This is a genomic window from Paenibacillus sp. JNUCC32, from assembly GCF_014863545.1.
Taxonomy (GTDB): Bacteria; Bacillota; Bacilli; order Paenibacillales; family Paenibacillaceae; genus Paenibacillus_AQ; species Paenibacillus_AQ lautus_A.
On record NZ_CP062260.1, the window covers coordinates 1,842,587 to 1,862,623 of the forward strand.

General features: G+C 46.9%; 18 protein-coding genes. 15 read left to right on the plus strand and 3 right to left on the minus strand.

Features of this window, described 5'->3' with window-relative positions; genetic code table 11:
• Nucleotides 1-178: 178 nt before the first annotated feature.
• The 3 genes from ppsA (at nt 179) to JNUCC32_RS08475 (ending at nt 3,694) form a co-directional block, all read left to right on the plus strand.
• On the plus strand, nt 179-2,794 hold the full coding sequence (gene ppsA / locus JNUCC32_RS08465) for a phosphoenolpyruvate synthase (RefSeq protein ID WP_192571652.1): 2,616 nt from the start codon (nt 179-181) through the stop codon (nt 2,792-2,794).
• A gap of 200 nt (nt 2,795-2,994) precedes the next feature.
• Entirely contained in the window at nt 2,995-3,273 is a 279-nt protein-coding gene (locus JNUCC32_RS08470) for an ArsR/SmtB family transcription factor (protein WP_192572625.1), read from the plus strand.
• Nucleotides 3,274-3,310: 37 nt separating this feature from the next.
• Nucleotides 3,311-3,694: a VOC family protein gene (locus JNUCC32_RS08475; protein ID WP_036660724.1), complete on the plus strand. Its 384-nt coding sequence runs from the start codon at nt 3,311-3,313 to the stop codon at nt 3,692-3,694.
• Between the two features lie 121 nt (nt 3,695-3,815).
• Here JNUCC32_RS08475 and JNUCC32_RS08480 read toward each other — a convergent pair whose 3' ends face one another.
• Nucleotides 3,816-4,766, minus strand: coding sequence for a substrate-binding domain-containing protein (locus tag JNUCC32_RS08480; RefSeq protein ID WP_192571653.1), 951 nt, complete (start codon nt 4,764-4,766; stop codon nt 3,816-3,818).
• A 223-nt stretch (nt 4,767-4,989) separates the two neighbouring features.
• On the opposite strand from JNUCC32_RS08480, the gene modA reads away from it, so the two are divergent.
• The 10 genes from modA to JNUCC32_RS08530 all read left to right on the plus strand — a co-directional run bounded on the left by modA (nt 4,990) and on the right by JNUCC32_RS08530 (nt 14,995).
• On the plus strand, nt 4,990-5,829 hold the full coding sequence (modA, locus tag JNUCC32_RS08485; protein WP_192571654.1) for a molybdate ABC transporter substrate-binding protein: 840 nt from the start codon (nt 4,990-4,992) through the stop codon (nt 5,827-5,829).
• 11 nt (nt 5,830-5,840) lie between these two features.
• Nucleotides 5,841-6,500, plus strand: a complete 660-nt coding sequence (gene modB / locus JNUCC32_RS08490; protein WP_192571655.1) for a molybdate ABC transporter permease subunit — start codon at nt 5,841-5,843, stop codon at nt 6,498-6,500.
• 227 nt (nt 6,501-6,727) lie between these two features.
• Nucleotides 6,728-7,714: a helveticin J family class III bacteriocin gene (locus JNUCC32_RS08495; RefSeq protein ID WP_096774000.1), complete on the plus strand. Its 987-nt coding sequence runs from the start codon at nt 6,728-6,730 to the stop codon at nt 7,712-7,714.
• 190 nt (nt 7,715-7,904) lie between these two features.
• Nucleotides 7,905-8,669 carry a DeoR/GlpR family DNA-binding transcription regulator gene (locus JNUCC32_RS08500; RefSeq protein ID WP_036660720.1) on the plus strand — a complete coding sequence of 255 codons (765 nt, stop codon included), beginning with the start codon at nt 7,905-7,907 and terminating at the stop codon, nt 8,667-8,669.
• Between the two features lie 222 nt (nt 8,670-8,891).
• Nucleotides 8,892-9,689, plus strand: coding sequence for a DMT family transporter (locus JNUCC32_RS08505; RefSeq protein ID WP_267132976.1), 798 nt, complete (start codon nt 8,892-8,894; stop codon nt 9,687-9,689).
• Nucleotides 9,690-9,777: 88 nt separating this feature from the next.
• On the plus strand, nt 9,778-10,656 hold the full coding sequence (locus JNUCC32_RS08510; protein WP_192571657.1) for a metallophosphoesterase family protein: 879 nt from the start codon (nt 9,778-9,780) through the stop codon (nt 10,654-10,656).
• Between the two features lie 233 nt (nt 10,657-10,889).
• Entirely contained in the window at nt 10,890-12,254 is a 1,365-nt protein-coding gene (locus JNUCC32_RS08515) for an amino acid permease (RefSeq protein WP_192571658.1), read from the plus strand.
• A 274-nt stretch (nt 12,255-12,528) separates the two neighbouring features.
• Nucleotides 12,529-13,161: a Vat family streptogramin A O-acetyltransferase gene (locus JNUCC32_RS08520; protein WP_192571659.1), complete on the plus strand. Its 633-nt coding sequence runs from the start codon at nt 12,529-12,531 to the stop codon at nt 13,159-13,161.
• Nucleotides 13,162-13,318: 157 nt separating this feature from the next.
• Nucleotides 13,319-13,966, plus strand: coding sequence for a glycosyltransferase (locus JNUCC32_RS08525; RefSeq protein WP_192571660.1), 648 nt, complete (start codon nt 13,319-13,321; stop codon nt 13,964-13,966).
• A gap of 252 nt (nt 13,967-14,218) precedes the next feature.
• The gene (locus JNUCC32_RS08530; protein WP_192571661.1) at nt 14,219-14,995 is read left to right on the plus strand and encodes an NAD-dependent epimerase/dehydratase family protein; all 777 of its coding nucleotides are present in this window, start codon (nt 14,219-14,221) and stop codon (nt 14,993-14,995) included.
• A 231-nt stretch (nt 14,996-15,226) separates the two neighbouring features.
• Here JNUCC32_RS08530 and JNUCC32_RS08535 read toward each other — a convergent pair whose 3' ends face one another.
• Complete coding sequence (locus tag JNUCC32_RS08535) at nt 15,227-15,775, minus strand: TetR/AcrR family transcriptional regulator (RefSeq protein ID WP_192571662.1); 549 nt, start codon at nt 15,773-15,775, stop codon at nt 15,227-15,229.
• Between the two features lie 246 nt (nt 15,776-16,021).
• On the opposite strand from JNUCC32_RS08535, the gene JNUCC32_RS08540 reads away from it, so the two are divergent.
• On the plus strand, nt 16,022-17,071 hold the full coding sequence (locus tag JNUCC32_RS08540; protein WP_192571663.1) for an NAD(P)-dependent alcohol dehydrogenase: 1,050 nt from the start codon (nt 16,022-16,024) through the stop codon (nt 17,069-17,071).
• A gap of 156 nt (nt 17,072-17,227) precedes the next feature.
• Complete coding sequence (locus tag JNUCC32_RS08545) at nt 17,228-18,457, plus strand: multidrug effflux MFS transporter (protein ID WP_192571664.1); 1,230 nt, start codon at nt 17,228-17,230, stop codon at nt 18,455-18,457.
• A gap of 76 nt (nt 18,458-18,533) precedes the next feature.
• Here the strand turns inward: JNUCC32_RS08545 and JNUCC32_RS08550 are convergent, their stop codons facing one another.
• Nucleotides 18,534-20,012 (minus strand): serine hydrolase domain-containing protein, encoded by a 1,479-nt coding sequence (locus tag JNUCC32_RS08550; protein WP_192571665.1) that lies wholly within the window; start codon nt 20,010-20,012, stop codon nt 18,534-18,536.
• Nucleotides 20,013-20,037 lie beyond the last annotated feature (25 nt).

Sequence of the window (20,037 nt, forward strand, 5' to 3'; positions counted from 1 at the left end):
AATCCTCTGATTTCAGGTTCTTTATTATTGCAATTACATAGACACGATGATACAATCTGAATGCGGCACAATCAGATGTGAGGGTATAAATATCTCATATTACAATTTAATTTTACCACGCTAAAAATACCCTTGTCAAATGTTTTTTTCTCAAATTAATGGTTAGGAGAGATGTTGAATGCGTTCTTTGGTTCTCGATTTTCAAGACATGGAACAAAACCAGCTGTTGCTCGTTGGCGGAAAAGGAATGAATCTAGGAGAATTAGCAAAAATCGAAGGAATACACGTACCGGAAGGATTTTGTGTTACAACCGCGGGATATCAAAAAGCCATCGAACAAAACGAAACCTATCATGATTTGCTGGGACAGCTAGCCATGCTAAAAGCAGAGGATCGGGAGCGAATTGGTGAAGTCGGCAGGAAGATCAGGCAAATCATTATGGACGCAGAGATTCCTGCCGACGTCGTGAAAGCCGTAACTCATTATCTCTCTCGGTATGGCGAGGAACATGCTTATGCCGTGCGTTCCAGTGCGACAGCTGAAGATTTACCGCATGCCTCCTTTGCCGGTCAACAGGACACCTATTTAAATATCATCGGGACAGAGGCCGTCTTGAAGCATATCAGTAAATGCTGGGCATCCCTATTCACGGATCGCGCCGTGATCTACCGGATGCAAAATGGATTTGACCACAGTCAAGTTTATTTATCCGTGATCGTTCAAAGGATGGTTTTCCCGCAGGCTTCAGGGATACTATTCACGGCAGACCCGATAACATCCAATCGAAAGCTGCTGTCCATCGATGCCAGCTTTGGACTTGGAGAAGCGCTGGTCTCCGGTTTGGTATCTGCCGATTGTTACAAAGTACAGGATGAGGTCATCGTCGATAAGAGGATAGCCGCCAAAACATTGGCGATCTATGGACGACAGGAGGGCGGAACAAAGACCCAGTCGATTGCCCCCGATCAGCAAAAGATCCAAACCCTTACCGAACAACAAATTTTACGGCTGGCACGCATCGGAAGACAGATTGAAGCTTATTTCGGCCGGCCGCAAGATATCGAATGGTGCCTGGCCGATGACGTGTTTTATATCGTTCAGAGCCGGCCGATCACGACGTTATACCCGATTCCTGAAGCGAGTGATCAAGAAAATCGCGTCTATATCTCTGTTGGTCATCAACAAATGATGACGGATCCCATGAAACCGCTGGGATTGTCTTTTTTCCTGCTAACGACTCCTGCACCCATGCGCAAAGCCGGCGGAAGATTGTTTGTTGATGTCACACATCATCTGGCATCGCCTAACAGCAGAGAATTTTTATTAAATAGCATGGAACAACACGATCCGCTCATGAAAGACGCACTTATGACCATCATAGATCGAGGAGATTTTATAAAATCGTTACCCGTTGATAAAAAAGAAGCGAGTCCCGTTAAAAGCAGTAATGCTATGCCGTCTGCCGGTGCCCCCCCACAATTCGAAAACGAGCCGACAATCGTTAATGATCTGATTCAACGAAGTCAAACATCGATCGAAGAGTTAAAACATAACATCGGGACGAAATCCGGGACGGATTTATTTGATTTCATTCTGGAAGATATCCAGCAATTGAAGAAGATTCTGTTCGACCCGCAAAGTTCGGCTGTCTTTATGGCTGCCATGAATGCTTCATCATGGATCAACGAAAAAATGAACGAGTGGCTAGGTGAAAAAAACGCAGCAGACACGCTTTCTCAGTCTGTACCCCATAATATTACTTCGGAAATGGGTCTGGCGCTGCTCGATGTCGCAGATGCGATTCGTCCTTATCCGGAAGTCATTGATTATTTGCAGAAAGTCAAACATGATGACTTTTTGGATGAGCTGGTTACGTTTGATGGCGGGCGTGAAGCCCGAGACGCGATTCGTGATTTTCTCAGCAAATACGGGATGCGATGTGCCGGAGAAATCGATATCACTAGAACTCGTTGGAGCGAAAAACCCGCTACGCTCGTCCCGTTGATTCTGGGTAACATCAAAAACTTTGAGCCTAATGCCAGCCATCGAAAGTTTGAGCAAGGACGACAGGAAGCGCTGAACAAAGAACAAGAACTCCTGGAACGATTAAGCCGATTGCCGGATGGTGAACAAAAAGCCGCAGAAACCAAACGAATGATCGACCTTATCCGGAATTTCATTGGTTATCGGGAGTATCCGAAATACGGCATGGTTAATCGCTACTTCGTATATAAGCAGGCTTTACTGAAAGAAGCCGAACAACTCGTAGAAACGGGCGTTATTCATGACAGAGAAGATATATATTATCTCTCTTTTGAAGAACTTCACGATGCCGTACGCACAAATAAATTGGATTACCGAATGATCAACAAACGAAAAGACGAGTACAAATTATATGAAAAACTGACTCCTCCGCGTGTGATCACATCGGATGGCGAGATCATTGTTGGTGAGTACAAACGGGAAAATATTCCTGCTGAAGCCATTGTAGGGCTGCCAGTTTCTTCGGGCGTTATTGAGGGAAGAGCACGTGTCATCTTAAACATGGAAGACGCTGATCTGGAGGAAGGAGACATCTTAGTCACTGCTTTTACGGACCCTAGCTGGACGCCATTGTTTGTATCCATTAAAGGATTGATCACCGAAGTGGGCGGACTGATGACCCACGGAGCCGTTATTGCGCGTGAATATGGATTGCCTGCCGTAGTCGGCGTCGAGAACGCAACCAAAAGGATCAAGGATGGACAGCGCATTCGCGTGAATGGAACAGAGGGGTATGTGGAAATATTATAATAAATACCAACATGAAGCCGCGATTTTCGCGGCTTTTTCAATTATTGAACAGCATTTAGGAAGCAGATGCCTTGCATGGAAATAAATCGGCTGGGGCGATCGGCGGACTTAGGAAGCTTATTATACGTTACGGTTTATTCACGCAACCACGAGGTTGCTTATTGTTGACAAGCAACCCTGGGGTTGCTTATAATCGGACTATGAAGTGGGACAAAGACGCAATATTCAAAGCTCTTGGCGATCCAACACGGCGGCTTATGTTAGACGAACTATCCGAAAGCAATGAGCTGACGTTGTATGAACTTACGGTACGTCTCATCATGAAGCACAACCTTTCCATTTCGCGGCAAGCGATAGCTAAACATCTTGCTGCATTGGAAGATGCCGGACTCGTCATAACCAAGCGTAAGGGGAAATATCGAGTCATTATCTTTAACAACGAACCACTGAAGAATTTGCTGAAAGGATGGATAGAGTAATTTTTAATTTTATAATGCTGGAGGAGGCCATAAAATCATGAAAATCATTGTAACCAGTATATTCGTGCAGGATCAAGACAGGGCGCTGGAGTTTTATTCAGAGAAGCTCGGATTTGTTAAAAAGGAAGATGTTCCTGTCGGAGAATTCAGGTGGATAACGCTTGTTTCGCCCGATGTTCAAGACGGTACCGAGCTTTTGCTCGAACCGAACGAGCATCCTGCCGCAAAGGAGTATCAAAAGAAGATCTTTGCCGAAGGCATCCCGGCAACCATGTTTGGCGTTGAAGATATTCGCAAAGAGTACGAGCGGTTAAGGGAAAAAGGCGTGAAGTTTACGATGGAACCGACAAAAATGGGCGAACTCACAATAGCTGTCTTTGACGATACCTGCGGGAACCTTATTCAGATCGTGCAGAAGTAATTTACGGATTTGTTAGATAACCCTGACACTTCTGAATGGTGTAGGACAATAAGTAAATGAAGACGATAAAAGCCGCATCGTATGCGGCTTTTATTTATAAGCATGCAAATTGCTGCCGTGCTCAAGTCTCAAACAGGACTTCTCCCGTACGGGATACATCAAACCCCGGAATCGAACGCAGCTCCTTTTGGAAGGTGTCCGATTGCAGAATTTGCAAAAGGGCGGGAATCCAAGTCTGACTCCACGTGGTTTTAAGTATCACAAGATCATAACGCTCCTGAATCAAAGGAATAAAATCAATTTGACCGATTATTGAGGCTGCTTTCTCAATGCCTACGCCAACATCGGCTTCACCGGTAGCAACTTTCGTCGCCACACCGAGATGATTGGTCTGTATATGATCATAGCCGGAAAGCTGCTGCGGATTGATTCCGTGAAGGCGGAGCTGTTCGTCGAGCAACACGCGGGCGCCTGATCCCTTCTCGCGATTCACGAATCGCAGCCCGGAACGGTCTAAATCAGACCACCTTTTAAGACCGAAGGGGTTCCCCGGCTGGACATATAACCCTGCATTTCTGGAAAGAAGATTGACGACCACATAGGAAGAACCAACGAGCAGCTTTCGAATATATGGAAGATTGTACTCTCCTGTATCTCCGTCCAAGAGGTGCGTGCTGACGATATCCGACTCGCCTCTGTACATAGAGATTAAGCTGTCGAGGCTGCCGACAAATGAACGCAAGGGCCGAATGGCGGGGATTGTTTGTTCCATATGTTTGGCCAAAATGTCTAGGCTAATGTCATGACCAGTAATGACGATCGGGCGATTCCCACTGGTGAATGTAGGCGGTTGGATAGGTGAAGGCGAAAGCGCCTCAACAGGTTGGTTGGATACCGGAACCGTTCTCGTTCTTTGTTTGTAGGCCTCCAGGTCAGCAGCATCCACCCGCATTTGTTTGCCGACCCGATAAGAGGGCAGCTCCCCTTTTTTGATTAGATCATACACGGTAAGTTTGGATATTTTTAAGAGCTTGGCAATTTCCTCCGTTGTATAAGACATGTCATTGGACATATCATGTTCCTCCCGGTTAACTGTATAAATGGTTTAACATTTGAGGCTAATTATAACACAATTGAATGAATTCAAACGATTCTCCTGATTTCTCCCCTTTCAGGATTATATAGATATCATAGAATTAGATATAAATAGATATATTTGGTTTACAAAGAATTATGCATGACAGTATAATGTTTATGCTTGAATATAACTAAATATAGTTTTTTGGAGGGGACCCATGATTAAACCGGCAAAGATTAGCGTGGTTTTATCTCTTGTATTATCCATGATATTAGTAATGGCGGGTTGCGGTACGGCAGCAAAAGATCATATCGATTCTCAAGCTGCGGATAAGAGTACGCCAACTTTGGCAGCAGCGGAGACGGTTGAATTGACCGTATCTGCGGCAGCAAGCATGACAGATGCTCTAAAGGAAATCCAGGAGGATTATAAAACGAAGAATCCAAATATCACATTAAATTTTAATTTTGGCGCATCCGGCGCATTGCAGCAGCAGATTGAGCAGGGAGCACCAGCCGACTTGTTCCTGTCAGCCGCAGCCAAGAACATGGAAGCGCTCGTGGATAAACAACTGATTGATGCAAATCAACAAAAAAATGTACTTAGCAATGAGTTGGTGGCTGTCGTGTCTGCGGATGGACAAGTACCGGTTGCAAGCTTTGCCGACTTGTCCAAGTCCGAACTAAAGAACATTGCCATTGGCATTCCAGAAAGTGTGCCTGCGGGAAGCTACGCTAAAGAGGCCCTTACAAAAACGAACTTCTGGGATTCGCTCCAATCCAAGATCGTACAAGGTAAAGACGTACGTCAAGTTCTTCAATATGTAGAAACGGGTAATGCGGATGTCGGGTTTGTGTATAAAACGGACGCATTAACCTCTGACAAAGTGAAGGTTGCATTTGCTGTGGATCCCGCAACATACACGCCTGTTGAATATCCGATTGGAATCGTAAAGGCAACGAAACATCGAAAAGAGGCTGAGGATTTCTACACTTATTTGCAGACTCAAGAAGCGCTGGACGTCTTTGTGAAGTACGGATTTTCCGTTCCGAATTGATTAGGGCCAATATGAATTGGAACGAATTCTGGTTACCGATTAAACTGTCGCTACAGGTTTCCGTATTGTCCAGCCTAACGGTTGTCCTGCTTGGAGTGGCTGCTGCCTGGTGGATGTCACACAAATCCTTTAAAGGGAAAACGGTTCTTGAGACCGCCTTTATGCTCCCTTTAGTTCTTCCGCCAACCGTGGTTGGTTTTGTACTGTTGGTCATACTTGGTCGAAAAAGCTGGTTTGGGCAATGGATAGAATGGCTCTTTGACGCGCCCGTCATTTTTACTTGGTGGGCTGCCGTGATCGCTTCGGTCGTCGTAGCCTTCCCGCTCGTCTACCAAACGATGAAGGTGGGATTTTCTTCTGTCCAACGGGATGTCGAGGAAGCAGCTCGATCAAACGGAGCTAACGAATGGCAGGTCTTCAGGTATATAACGCTTCCTTTGACTTATCGCTCGTTGGTAACTGCCTATATTCTTGGATTTGCTCGTGGACTTGGTGAATTCGGGGCGACGTTAATGATAGCAGGCAATATTCCGGGCAAAACACAGACCATTCCTACAGCCATATTCGTTGCGGTTGATGCGGGCAATACGACGATGGCATGGGCGTGGACAGCATCCATGATCATGATTTCCTTTATAATGTTGCTTCTTACAAGACGAAGTGATCAATAAAAGTCGCTAAATACAGCGGCTTTTTTTCATGTTTCGGAACTTGATGATATTGATTTATTTTAAAAAAAGGGTAATCATTAGTTACAGCACTTTATTTTACCATCACATTCCAGTGAAAAGTGCTGATTACGCGCAAACCGAAAGGAGGATTGTGATTAGCTGTCGTCAGCTATAATTCCTGCTTCATATCAACCCCAGTGAGACATCATGTCAAAGGAGGTATCTTAATGTTTCAGGAGCGCTTTGCTCTCAGCGGTAAGAACTTAAAGATTTTTACATCGTTCGTTCTCGCCATTATTTTACTTATCATGCCGGTCCTGCCGGCTGCAGCTGCATCACCAGGCAAAACCGTGAATGCTTCGGCTAAGCTGGCCTATAATCTTAAAGGGCTTAAGCACAATGTGGCCGTTCAAAAAGCATATATTGCAGACAAGTATGTTTACGTTACGCAGCGGTCTAAGGGTACATGCTATCTTTCCAGGCTGCTTATTAGCGGGAAAGACGCGAAGTACGTTGACGAAATGACCGTCACCAATACCGGCCATTGTCAAACGCTTGATATGTATACGTACAAAGGGGAACATTATTTCTACTTCAGTTCCAAAGCCGATTCTTCCACTAAGCAATTCTGGTCCCTCCAAGTGGCAAGACTAAAATATAAGGCGGGATCAAAGGTCGATTATACGAAGCTGGACCGGTTCGTCTATATGAATTATGCCAACAAGACCGGCAAACGATTAGGCACAACCTATAGGGTCGACGGCGGCGGCAACAGCAAATATACGTTCTTCCGCGTACAAACCAAGGAAAAGACCGTCACCTGGTCCATATATAGCACAGCGGCCCTGAACAAGCTTCTGGACAGCAAAAAGCAGGTTCGAATGGATAGTGCCGCAGCGGTAAAAGCGAGCATAGCGAGTTTCACTCAATCCGGCAATCGTATTATTAGACCGAATGGATCGTTTCAAGGTGCAGATATGCTGGGGAGCTCCAAAATTTACACTTCGGGAGGTGCCGAAGGCCAAACCCCGCAGATCGCCATGATGACCAGCTCGGGCGCCTACAAGAGCCTGGTGAAAATTACGAATGTGGGAAAGCATGAAATCGAGGGCGTTCAGACCAAGAACGGGAAGGTTTACTTTACGATCGTGACGGATCCCAAGAACAAGAAAAACACGCAGAAAATTTACTATGTGCCGGATACGATTTTTTAAATATTTTACGAAAAAGTCGCCATGTAATGGCGGCTTTTTTCGAGATTGCAACTAGTATGTCCAGTCCCCAGCAAGTGTAAATCGCTTCTTATCACGTCTTAATATCAGAGAACAATGTGAGATTGTGTGTTTTTGTGGTATTCTGTACTAGTAATTCAAACGCGGTAGTCGTTTATTGGAGGAATATTCAATGCTTGCACATGATCGGCATCAACAAATCATGAAACTGCTTCACGAAATCCAATCGGTCAAGACAACGGATTTAATCGCGCAATTCGGAGTTTCTTTCGAGACGATTCGAAGAGACCTGGAATATCTGGAACAAGAGGGCTTCTTAAAAAGGGTTCATGGCGGGGCAACCTTGCCGGCAGCGGACTATCAGAAAGAACTGCCTTTTACCGTGCGGGAAATGAAGAGGCTTCAAGAGAAACGGGAGTTGGCCCAGATTGCCCTCCGCTACGTGGAAGAAGGGCAATCCTTGTTCATGGATGTAAGCACCACCAATACCGAATTCGCCAAGGCCTTGATGACGCGCTTTGATCGATTGACGATACTGACCAATTCCTTTCAGATCGCATCGATACTTATGGAGAAACCTCATTTCACGATCATCTTTGTCGGTGGGGTGGTCCGTAACTCGGAACATTGCGTGGTCGGCGATTTTGCCGAATCCTTTGTCACTCAGTTTCATGCCGACCTTTTCTTTATGAGCGTGAGCGGCATATCCCTGACCGAAGGCTTGACGGATTATGGGTTAAGCGAGATTCAATTGAAGAAGAAAATGCTGGCCCGGGCACACAAGGTCATCGTGCTTGCAGACAGCAGTAAATTTAACGCGGTTTCGCTCACACCGGTCTGCGGATTGGATCAGATTGAACGGATTGTGACGGACTCCGGGCTAGGGCATGATGTCCTTGAACAATATCGGGAGGCAGGGGTCAACATCGATTGCTAATAATTTCAAAGGAACAAGAAGAGCCTTTCGACGAGGTTCTTTTTTTTGCTCATCATATCAATTGACAGTAAGAAAATCCCATGATACGATCAAAATCAAGTTGTGAAAATGTGTGTTTATAAGCATAAAAGTGTGTAAACTAGTGTTTTTAGAGGGGGTGTAGCAATTTCACTTGCAGTTTTATTGGTTCTAGGCTCTGGCATGGCGCATGCAATATGGAATATGTTGGCAAAGTCGAGTGGGAATAAGCAGTTGTTTTTATTTATGATTTATATCCCCACCACGCTTATGCTGCTCCCGGGCTTTATGATCGAAATCGTCACTGCGAATCCACCCATGTCGGGTTATCTTTTGTTATTCCTGTCCGTATTCATTCAAGGGGGATATGCCTATTTCTTGTCCAAGTCCTTAACCTATGGCGACCTATCCCAGGTCTACCCGATGATGAGAGGCATTTCCACTTTCTTGTTGCCTCTTTGCGGAGTCATTCTCCTGAACGAGCGGTTATCCGTCTGGGGATGGCTGGGACTCGGATTGATTGCATTTGGCTTCTTTCTATCAAGCGGCATCTTTATGAGGAAGCAAAGATTTCATGCCCCTCACAGGGTTCTTTTCTATACTGCAGCCGTGGGGCTTTGCACAATGGCGTACGTGATGGTAGACAAAGTGAATCTGCAGCATTTTTCGCCAACGCTGCTTTTGGAAATATCCAATATCGGATTTATGCTGGGGCTGGCCCCGTTTATCCGTTTTGGCGAAATCCGCTGGGTAAGAGAGATAAGAGAACATGGAAAATGGCTTGCAGTTGGCGCGGTCCTTTCTCCAGGTTCATATTTGTTGTTCTTGTTTGCCATGAGTATGTCCCCGTTAATATACATAGCGCCTCTTCGAGAGATTGGAACCGTATTCGGCACCTTGCTGGGCGTATTGCTGCTGAAGGAAGGTCAAGGAGGGCTGCGGATCGTATCGGCCGGCATTATCTTTATCGGAATCTTACTCGTAGGCATGCTGGGCATATGATTAGTTAGACGGCATTTTACCGTTGCGGTGAACACCGGGATAACGCGTCGGCCATATTCGACATCACTTTGAAGGAGGATTGAGTAGTTTGAACAAGCGAAATCAAGATGGAGAAAACCGGAAGGGGGACGTGCTGCTCCGATTTCAGGTTATCACCGATACGCACGTGAAGGCGGACCCTGGACATAGCTACAATTGTAATTTGGCGAGGGCACTAGAAGATATTAAACGAATGGCGCCGGACAGTGACGGCATTATGCACGCAGGCGATTTAACCGACCAGGGGAGTACGGAGGAATATGCGGAGTTTCGCAGAATATGGCGGGAGCATGGCGCAGGATTGCCGGTCAGTTATTTTGCTGCAGGCAATCACGATGTCGGTCTGGGGCATTGGCCTTCACGTTTGGGAGCTTATCTGGATGCCACGGGGATGAGGGGACCCTATCACGATCATTGGGTGAATGGGTACCACTTTATCTTCCTCGGAACCGAGGAGGGGCTGGAACTGTTTGCTTCCTTGTCCGAAACTCAGCTGACATGGCTCGATACTAAGCTAACCGAGAGCAAGAATCCGGTTCAACCGGCTTTCGTCTTCCTGCATCAGCCGCTCAAAGACACGGTTGCAGGATCTTATGAGTCGCAGCGGTGGTACGGCGTTGCTCAGGACGAAGCGCTCAAGAAAGTTTTGGCTAAACACCGGCATGCCATCCTGTTCACGGGCCATACTCACTGGGAGCTGGAGGCTCAGCATACGATGTTCGATGGTCAGGAACAACTGCCTTATATGTTTAACGGATCCTCTGTCGCGTACCTATGGACGGATAAAGACGAACATAAAGATGGGAGTCAAGGGCTGTTCGTCGAGGTTTATGCAGATCGTGTAATCGTCAGAGGCCGGGATTTCGCTGCAGGCAAGTGGCTGGAGAATGTCCGGTTTGAATGTAACATCCCTGAGCAATCCGAATAATTGGAAACGCCTACAACAGAACCCTCCATTCAACGACATCGGTTCATTATGATTGAACGGGGCTGTCGGGTAAATGGAGGGTTTTTCCGGCTCCGCTGCAGGATTACCAAATGAATATAATTGTTTTCACAGGAAAAAGATACTACAATTGGATCAAGCCTTACATATTAGCGTTTAGATTTTGCTCTTGTTCAAATTGACAGCTAAGAGAGTAACAGAGGGGGAAACTTGGAATGAAGAACAACGAACTAAAGAGGGGGCTCGAAGCTCGCCACATTCAGATGATTGCTTTGGGCGGCACCATCGGTGTCGGGTTATTTATGGGTTCGGCAAGCACGATCAAATGGACAGGTCCATCGGTGATGCTTGCGTATGCTATTGTAGGGATTTTTATTTTCTTCATTATGCGCGCAATGGGGGAAATGCAGTACATCGAACCGAGCACGGGATCGTTTGCGACCTTTGGCCATAAGTACATTCATCCCTTGGCGGGCTATGTGACGGCCTGGAGCAACTGGTTCCAATGGGTGATCGTCGGGATGGCGGAAATCATTGCCGTTGGGACGTACATGAAGTACTGGTTTCCGGATTTGCCCGCTTGGATACCAGGGCTCGTCGCCATGGCGATTCTCGGTGCAGCCAACCTGTTCTCCGTGAAATCGTTTGGTGAATTCGAGTTTTGGTTTGCCATGATTAAAATCGTAACCATCGTCTTGATGATTGTTGCCGGGCTCGGTCTGATTTTGTTCGGATTAGGCAATGGCGGAAATGCGATCGGATTTTCTAACTTGTGGCAGCATGGAGGCTTTTTTACCGGCGGATGGTCAGGCTTTTTCTTTGCTCTCTCGTTAGTGATCGGAGCCTATCAAGGCGTCGAGCTGATAGGGATTACGGCAGGTGAGGCCAAAAACCCGCAAAAAACGTTAATGAGCGCGACGCAAAGCATTATCTGGCGCATTTTGATCTTCTATATCGGCGCGATTTTTGTGATTGTTACGGTCTACCCTTGGAATCAGCTGCAAGCCCTCGGCAGTCCGTTCGTTGCCACGTTTGCGAAAGTCGGCATTACTGCGGCAGCCGGAATTATCAACTTTGTTGTCATCACCGCCGCCATGTCGGGCTGCAACAGCGGAATATTTAGCGCAGGACGCATGCTTTATACGTTAGGAGTCAATGGACAGGCACCGAAAATATTTACGAAACTGTCCCGTAACGGCGTGCCCCTGCTGGGAACGATCGGCGTACTCGCGGGGTTGGGCCTTGGGGTGTTTTTAAGTTATATCGCACCGGAAAATCTGTTTGTGCATGTGTACAGCGCCAGCGTGCTTCCCGGTATGGTGCCGTGGTTCGTCATTTTGATCAGTCAAATCAATTTCAGAAGAACCAAGGGGAGTGCCTTGGATGATCATCCGTTCAAAATGCCTTTCGCCCCGGTGACCAACTATGTGACGATTGCTTTTTTGCTTTTGGTGCTGGTCGGTATGTGGATTAACGATGAAACTCGGATTTCCTTGATTACAGGCATTGTTTTCTTGGGTATTGTCGTGATCAGTTATTATGCTTCCGGGGTTAACAAGGCACAAAATAACCGTGAGTAAGCAGCATATAAAAACAAATGAAAGCAAATGAATTGGCAAATCATCCATGGATAAAATCAAATAAACATCCCATTCTCACCAAAGTGGAAATGGGATGTTTTCATTTTGAGGGACGAGCTTGAGTGATTTTATGCAGATTCAAACAGGATAAACAATTAAAACGTCGAAATTGAAAATGTAAAAAGTTCGTCTCCTGGTATCGGACACCTCATGGATAGATAGACACGACGCTGAACAACATCAGGATCGATATAAAACGAAGGAGGGATTCTATATGCCATATGGGCCCGACCCTAATGCAATCTACCCGAATGAGGCCATAAAAAGTATTTGCTATATTAAAAACGTAGTGACACGTCCCAATATTATTGTCGGCGACTATACCTATTATGACGATCTAAACGGTGCCGAAAAATTCGAAGAGCATGTCACGCACCACTATGAATTTATTGGTGACAAGCTGATTATCGGGAAGTTTTGCGCAATCGCAAAGGGGATTGAATTCGTCATGAATGGCGCCAACCATAGAATGCACAGTGTTACTACCTATCCATTCAACATCATGGGCAACGGTTGGGAGAAATCGACTCCGGCACTGGCCGACTTACCCCTAAAAGGCGACACCGTCATTGGCAACGATGTGTGGATTGGTCAAAACGTGACCGTAATGCCCGGTGTACACATTGGCGACGGAGCCATCATAGCGGCCAATTCGGTTGTTGTAAAAGATGTCCCCCCTTATCATATTGCAGGCGGGAACCCTTGCAGGGTTATTAAGAAAAGATTTGAAGACGAACTCATCGACCATCTCCTTGCCATCCAATGGTGGGATTGGCCTGCTCGGAAAATTTTTGACCATCTTGAAACGTTATGCAGCGGAGATCTGACTAAAATCAAGGAAATATAAATTGCTCATTATAGCATCTCATGGGTGAATCTACTTATTGAGCGGCTTTGCAGAACACCATGGCACCGTGAACATGATCCTCAGAATAAAAATTGGAACCTTACATCATAATAATACAGCCTATTTTATTCCAAACCATTCAGAGGAGCAGATACGTGTGAAAAACAAATGGTTGCTAGCGTTAACCTTAGTGTTTGTAATTAGCACGACGCAGGCCGTAGCGCCTGTGCAAGCCATGGTGGGCGAGAAGAAGAATTCGGATTGCATAAGTCCCAAAGCAGTCCAATTGAAAGGCGAAATGGAGAAGGTTTGGATCGACCATACGATATGGACAAGAAGCTATATCGTGAGTGCCATATCCAATCGTCCTGATCAGAAGGACGTTCTGGACCGGCTTTTGCGAAACCAGCAGGACATTGGCAACGTGATCAAACCTTACTATGGGGAAGCCGCCGGGAATAAGCTTGCCGATCTAATGAGAGAACATATTCTGATTGCAGTGAAAATCGTGGCTGCGGCCAAGGCTGGCAAACAGTCGGAAGTGGACAAATTAGAGGCGGATTGGCACAGAAACGCTGACGATATCGCCAAATTCTTAAGCGCAGCGAATCCGAACTGGCAGTTTAAAGAGCTCCAGGATATGTTATATACGCATCTCCAATTGATTACGGAAATCGTCGTTAGCTGTATCAAGGGAGATTGGAAAGCGGATATTGCTGCAACCGACAAAAACGAGATCCACATGATTCATTTAGCGGATATTCTGACAGAAGGCATTGTCAAGCAATTCCCTGAGAAATTCTAAGAATTACTCGTGTGTCAGAATCGCGTTAAAGAAGAACATACAATTACAATAGCCGCATCTTTGCGGCTTTTTGTAATTGCCAAAGCAGAAGCTGATGATCATTAACGGGTACCAAGAGATATGATCCATTAGCCGTTTTTCGCTTTCCTCAAGAGGGAACCCCAAATTTTATCGTATACATCCCTCTCCCAACGGGTAATAACTAACAGCACAGAAAAACGTGACGATCAGTGGGAAAGGGGCTTGAAACGAATGAAACGCAAACTATTGATAACCGGAGCGGCGGGCACCATAGGGAACGTAATTTACAAGGGGCTGCAAAAAGACAGCCGGTATGACATCATCGGTGCGGATATTGAGGCGGACGATAGGCAGGGTATCGTGCAGCTGGACATCGTGGACGAGGCGCGGCTGGCAGAGCTTACGCAAGGAGTCGATACGGTGCTCCATTTTGCCTGGATTAAGGACAACGGGGATTTTCTCGGTAAGGTACTGGAGGGAAATGTGAGCGGCGCGTACAAGTTGTTTGAGGCAGCCGTGAAGAATGGCGTGCGGCGTTTGATATTTGCCAGCTCCAATCATGCGACCGGTTATTACAAGGTTTACGAAAAGGTAGAGCCAGACGATCCGTACCGCCCGGATAGCTTTTACGGACTCAGCAAATGCTATATCGAACTGTTGGGCCGGCTGTATTCAGATCAGGGAAAAATCTCTTCGATTAATATTCGAATCGGCAACTTCCCTGGAGACGATCGACCTCATTCAGAGCGCGCCGGACATATCTGGATATCGGAACGCGATATGCTTCAACTGATCGTTTGCTGCATTGAAGCAGATGACAAACTAACGTATTTGAACTTGTACGGAACCTCCGCTAATACGGATAACTATTATAACATCGATTATCTGGAAGCATTGATCGGATACAAACCTCAGGACGACGCAGCAAAGCTGCTTGAGTTAGCCAAAGCGGCGGGAAGCAAAGTACGTCAGGACGAGACGGTCTATCAGGGAGGCCAGCAACAATAACAGCTTCGAAGAAGCACCTGTAAACCTGCGTTTCCGTAGATCGGTGATGCCTGATAGAGATTTGCATGCGTACAGAAGCCATGAGGATACGATGAACGATGAGAGGCTTGCCTTCTGAAAGTCGCGTTAATAATGCGGCTTTTTTTTATTTTCAGGACTATCGTTCGTGTCATTCCCACTTGACGTACGTTTCGATTACGTGATCAGCTGCCCCGGCCACACGTACGCCGATTAGAGGCTTCTTGCTAACAAGGTCCCCACTTGTTTGGCCATGACTTGCGGCGGGTAAGGCATTCCGTTTCGGATCCACCATTCAATGACCCCGACATAAGCAGTCCCGGCATATTGCAGCATCACATCTTCGTGCAATTCGGCGTTTTTTCCGCTTTCTTTGTCGATCTCACCTTTGAATCCTTCCATGAAAGACGTAAGCAGCCGCGTTCTGAAAGAGGAAGGGGCGCCTTTGGACGCTAACATGGTTGAAAAAAGCACATAGTTCTTTTCAAAATATTCGAAATACGGCACGAGAGCATCCGCCCATTCCATTTCACACGCCCATGTATCCATCTCTTTTAATTCATGAATGTGTGCCTCCATGATTTGATTCAATAAATCATACTTGTCCTGATAATGCAGATAAATCGTGCCGCGATTCAAATTTGCCTGGTCTGCGATGTCTTGAATGGTTATGTCATCGAAGTTTTTGCCGGCCATCAATTCAATGACGGCTTTTCTTAAGGCTTCTTGCGTTTTTAGGATTCTACGATCCACTTTTGCCATCTTGTATTAACCCCCTGACCTTCCCAACATAATGAACACTTTTGATGATCTTGTTGATATCTCAACAAATCGCGCTGATTTAACCATTGAACTTCAACATCTATCTCCTATAATAATAGACATGAGTTGATTAAACAACTTAAATTGTTTATTCGCTTTTTGTGGATAACGACGGCTAATGGCCTGTTTACCCCCATTTTTTAAAGAGGACTAGTTGAGAAAAATAAGATTACCTGGAGGTTATACATGATGAATGCTAATGCACGTGCTGTGTTCGGTCCGGAAGGTCCGTTCCAACTAACAACTATTGAGCGAAGGGATCTTAAGCCGCATGATGTGCTCATTGAAATCAAATATGCAGGGATTTGCCACTCGGATATCCATACCGCTCGCGGCGATTGGGGGCCGGTCCAATATCCTCTCGTACCGGGACATGAAATCGCCGGCATTGTCGCCCGGGTTGGCTCGGATGTCACAAAGTACACGGTTGGTGACCGAGTAGGCGTCGGCTGCATGGTTGATTCCTGCGGAGAGTGCGAGAGCTGCCGCAGAGGAGAGGAGCAATATTGTCTGAAAGGACATACGGGTACTTACGCAGCTACCGACAGATATGGTCAATATACACAAGGAGGCTATTCCTCCCATATCGTCGTAACGGAGGATTTCGTCGTACGCATTCCCGACGGCATTGCTCTTGATGCCGCTGCACCGCTCTTATGTGCCGGAATCACAACCTACTCGCCGCTTCGCCATTGGGGTGCCGCTCCTGGCAAGAAGATCGCAGTGGTTGGACTTGGCGGGCTCGGCCACATGGCTGTAAAGCTGGCTCATGCCATGGGAGCCGAAGTCACGGTTTTATCACAGACCTTGAAGAAAAAAGAAGACGGTTTGAAGTTAGGCGCAGACCATTATTATGCTACCAACGATCCGGAGACATTTAACAAGTTGGCCGGCACGTTTGATCTCATCGTGAATACGGTGAGCGCGAAGATTGATTTGAATGCTTATCTCTCGCTGCTGGCGGTGGACGGTACCTTGGTCAACGTCGGTGCACCGCCGGAGGCATTGCCTGTTCAAGTATTTTCGCTAATCCCGCATCGTCGGTCGTTTGCCGGATCGGCAATCGGCGGCATTCGAGAAACGCAGGAAATGCTGGATTTCTGCGCTGAACACCACATAACGCCTGAGATCGAGGTCATCTCCGCAAATCGGATTGATGAGGCTTGGGAACGCGTGCTGGCTTCGGACGTCCGGTATCGATTTGTCATTGATATCAGCACGATGGAGAACGAATAAGAATTCATTGCATCCCCGAATCAAGAAGGGCACGCCGAGTGGTGTGCCCTTTAGTTAAATGAGGAGCCGGTCGAACGAACGGCTACCTGCGCAATCGTCTTAAGCAGAGACGTTATTTTATAAGAAAACATCTCATCAGTCATAGGAGTTAGAGAAATGAAATATAAAGCTCAACAAAGTTCTCTCGGTTTTGCCCTAATCTTGGCGACATTTTCGGCATTGGGGCCGTTTACGGTCGATATGTACCTGGCGTCGCTTCCGCAAATCGCTGTATTTTTTGGAACAAGCGCAGCTGCGGTTCAAGCGAGTTTAACCACCAGCCTGTTAGGATTAGGATTGGGACAGTTGATCATGGGGCCTTTAAGCGACATGTATGGAAGGCGTCCGCCTTTGCTGACCTCCATGATCTTGTACATCCTTTCCTCGATTGGATGCGCTTTTGCGCCAAGCATCGAGTGGTTCATATGTTTAAGATTCATTCAAGGGGTTGCAGCGTCGGCCGGACTCGTGATTTCGCGAGCGATTGTCCGAGACCGGTTCCATGGTGTTGAAATGACGAAGTTTATCGCGCTCTTAACGATGATCAGCAATGTGGCACCGTTAATTTCGCCAACGCTCGGAAGCGCGGTAATGTCATACAGCTCATGGGGAAGTGTATTTCTGTTCTTGGGGGCGCTAGGCATAGCACTGACCGCGATAACCTTAGGAGGGTTAAAGGAAAGCTTACCTGTACAGCAGCGTGTTCCAAGCAGTTTCAGCACATTGATAAAAAATTATAACAGCTTGTTCCGGGAGCGGTCGTTTATGGGATATGCACTAGTTAACGGCATACTGTTCGCAGGCGTTTTCGCCTATGTGGCGGGTACCCCGTTTATCTATCAGAACATGTACGGCGTGTCGCCGCAAATGTTCTCGATCCTCTTTGCGTTGAACGGCCTTGCGATCATTGCGGGATCTCAAATCGTCAAATTGTTTGCAGGCCGGGTAACGGAAAGCCGGCTATTCAGGATTGGATTAATCATTGCGTTCATATCTTCTGCAGCGGTCTTGTTCGTCGTAGTGGTACATGGCGCATTGTCTGCCATGTTTATTTCGATTTTCTTATTCGCTTTTTCCATTGGGATCATCGGGCCGATCTCTTTTACGCTAGCTATGGAGTCGCAGGGGCATATTGCAGGCAGCGCTTCAGCCGTGCTCGGCTCCTTACAATTCGCATTAGGCGCCGTTACGTCTCCGCTTGTAGGAATTGCGGGCGAAAATTCCGCGATTCCTTTCGGAGTTGTCATCTTTTCCACCAGTGTATTATCTATTGCTGCCTATCTCATCCTGATTCAAGGGGGACAAAGTTTAACCAGCGGTAAAACCAGCTCTGATTCCAGCATGTGAATGTATAGGTAAACGATTTAATAAGGCAGCTGATGCAGCTGCCTTTTCTTCATTTAGTTGTGTTGAACTTGTGGCATTATGGGTTGTTAGCCATCGATTGACTATTCTTAGCGTAACGAGCATAGACGATATAATAGCAAGCCACATGCACGAAATTGACGAGCGACCATACAACGAGCCAGATGATCGGTGACGATAGGGTAGTCCAAAGACCGGACCATGGCAGCACGCGCCCTCCGCCGATAAACGTCAGCAATGGGGGGAGAGACAAGAGGATGAGGACCGGAATCAGCCTAATGACCGATATGAGAATGAACATGCCGATCGTAAGGCGTTTTTTCTTCCGACGAATACGAATAGAAGCATAGCCGCCCCATACAAGCGTTGCGAGAATCAACGCCATCATGATCATAGACATGTTTCGATCGTTAAGAAATGAGATGTTGGGCTGTTCTCCCCTCATCATAGCCGCGACCCCATCGATGATTCCCGAGTAATTCACAAATGCGTTCAATCCTGAATTAAACATCACCGCGATCCCCATTTGCTCGTCCAAAAAAACCGTTTCTTCCGACTTGTACGTCCAGAAAATGCCGCTGTGGGAGATCGTTCGGCCTCCCGATGGATCATGGTCTGCGAGCCAACCCATGCCGTACGGCGAAGCTTCTCCGGCTGAATGAAATTGCTTCATCAACGCCGGGGGAAGAAGGTCGCCGCTATATTGGGCAATCATCCACCTGGACATGTCTTCCGCGGTTGAAACGATCCCTGCGGGACCGTCAATAAACCACAGCGGCTCTGAGCGATTCACGGAGCGGCCCAGAATCGAGTAATGACCCGGCGGGATCGCTTCATTCCCATTGATTTGATGCGTCGTGCTGACGCTGTACGTATGGTTCATACCCAGGGGTTTAAAAATATGACGATTCAGGTAATCCGAAAACCGCTCTCCACTGATGCTTTCCACGAGGTTCGCCAACAGCACGTAATTGGGATTGTGGTAGCTGTAAGTTGTTCCAGGTTTATGGGCGAGTTCAACCTCATTTAATAACCGGTTCGCCTCGTGCAGTGCTTGGAATTGCGGAGTCCTCGTCATATCGGGATTGGAGCCATCCGTCAGGCCGCTGGTCTGATTCAATAAATGCCGGACCGTTATGTCATGAACTCGGGGATCCTGAGGAGTCAGTTTGGGAAAATAGGAAACGTAAGCCTCATCCAGATCAATCCGGCCTTTATCCACCAACTGCAGAACGGCTAATGCGGTAAAGGACTTGCTAAGCGAAGCAATGGGTAGAGGGGTTTCGTCCGTTATGCTTTGGTTTTCACCAAACGTACCATAACCTTTGGCATAGAAGGTCTTATCGTTTAAGGAGATCGACAAGGACGCTCCTTCGATATGGTTGGCCTTCATGCTCCGGCTCATGTATTCGTCAATGTCCCGCCAAAGTTCCGTGCGGTCCCCGTCCTCCAATGCAGATACGGACTCCGCCATCACGGTCCAAGTTAGCAGCAGGCAGGTAATTACGGTAAACATTCTTTGTATTGTTTTCGGCATCATAGCACTCCTTCAATCAAGATAA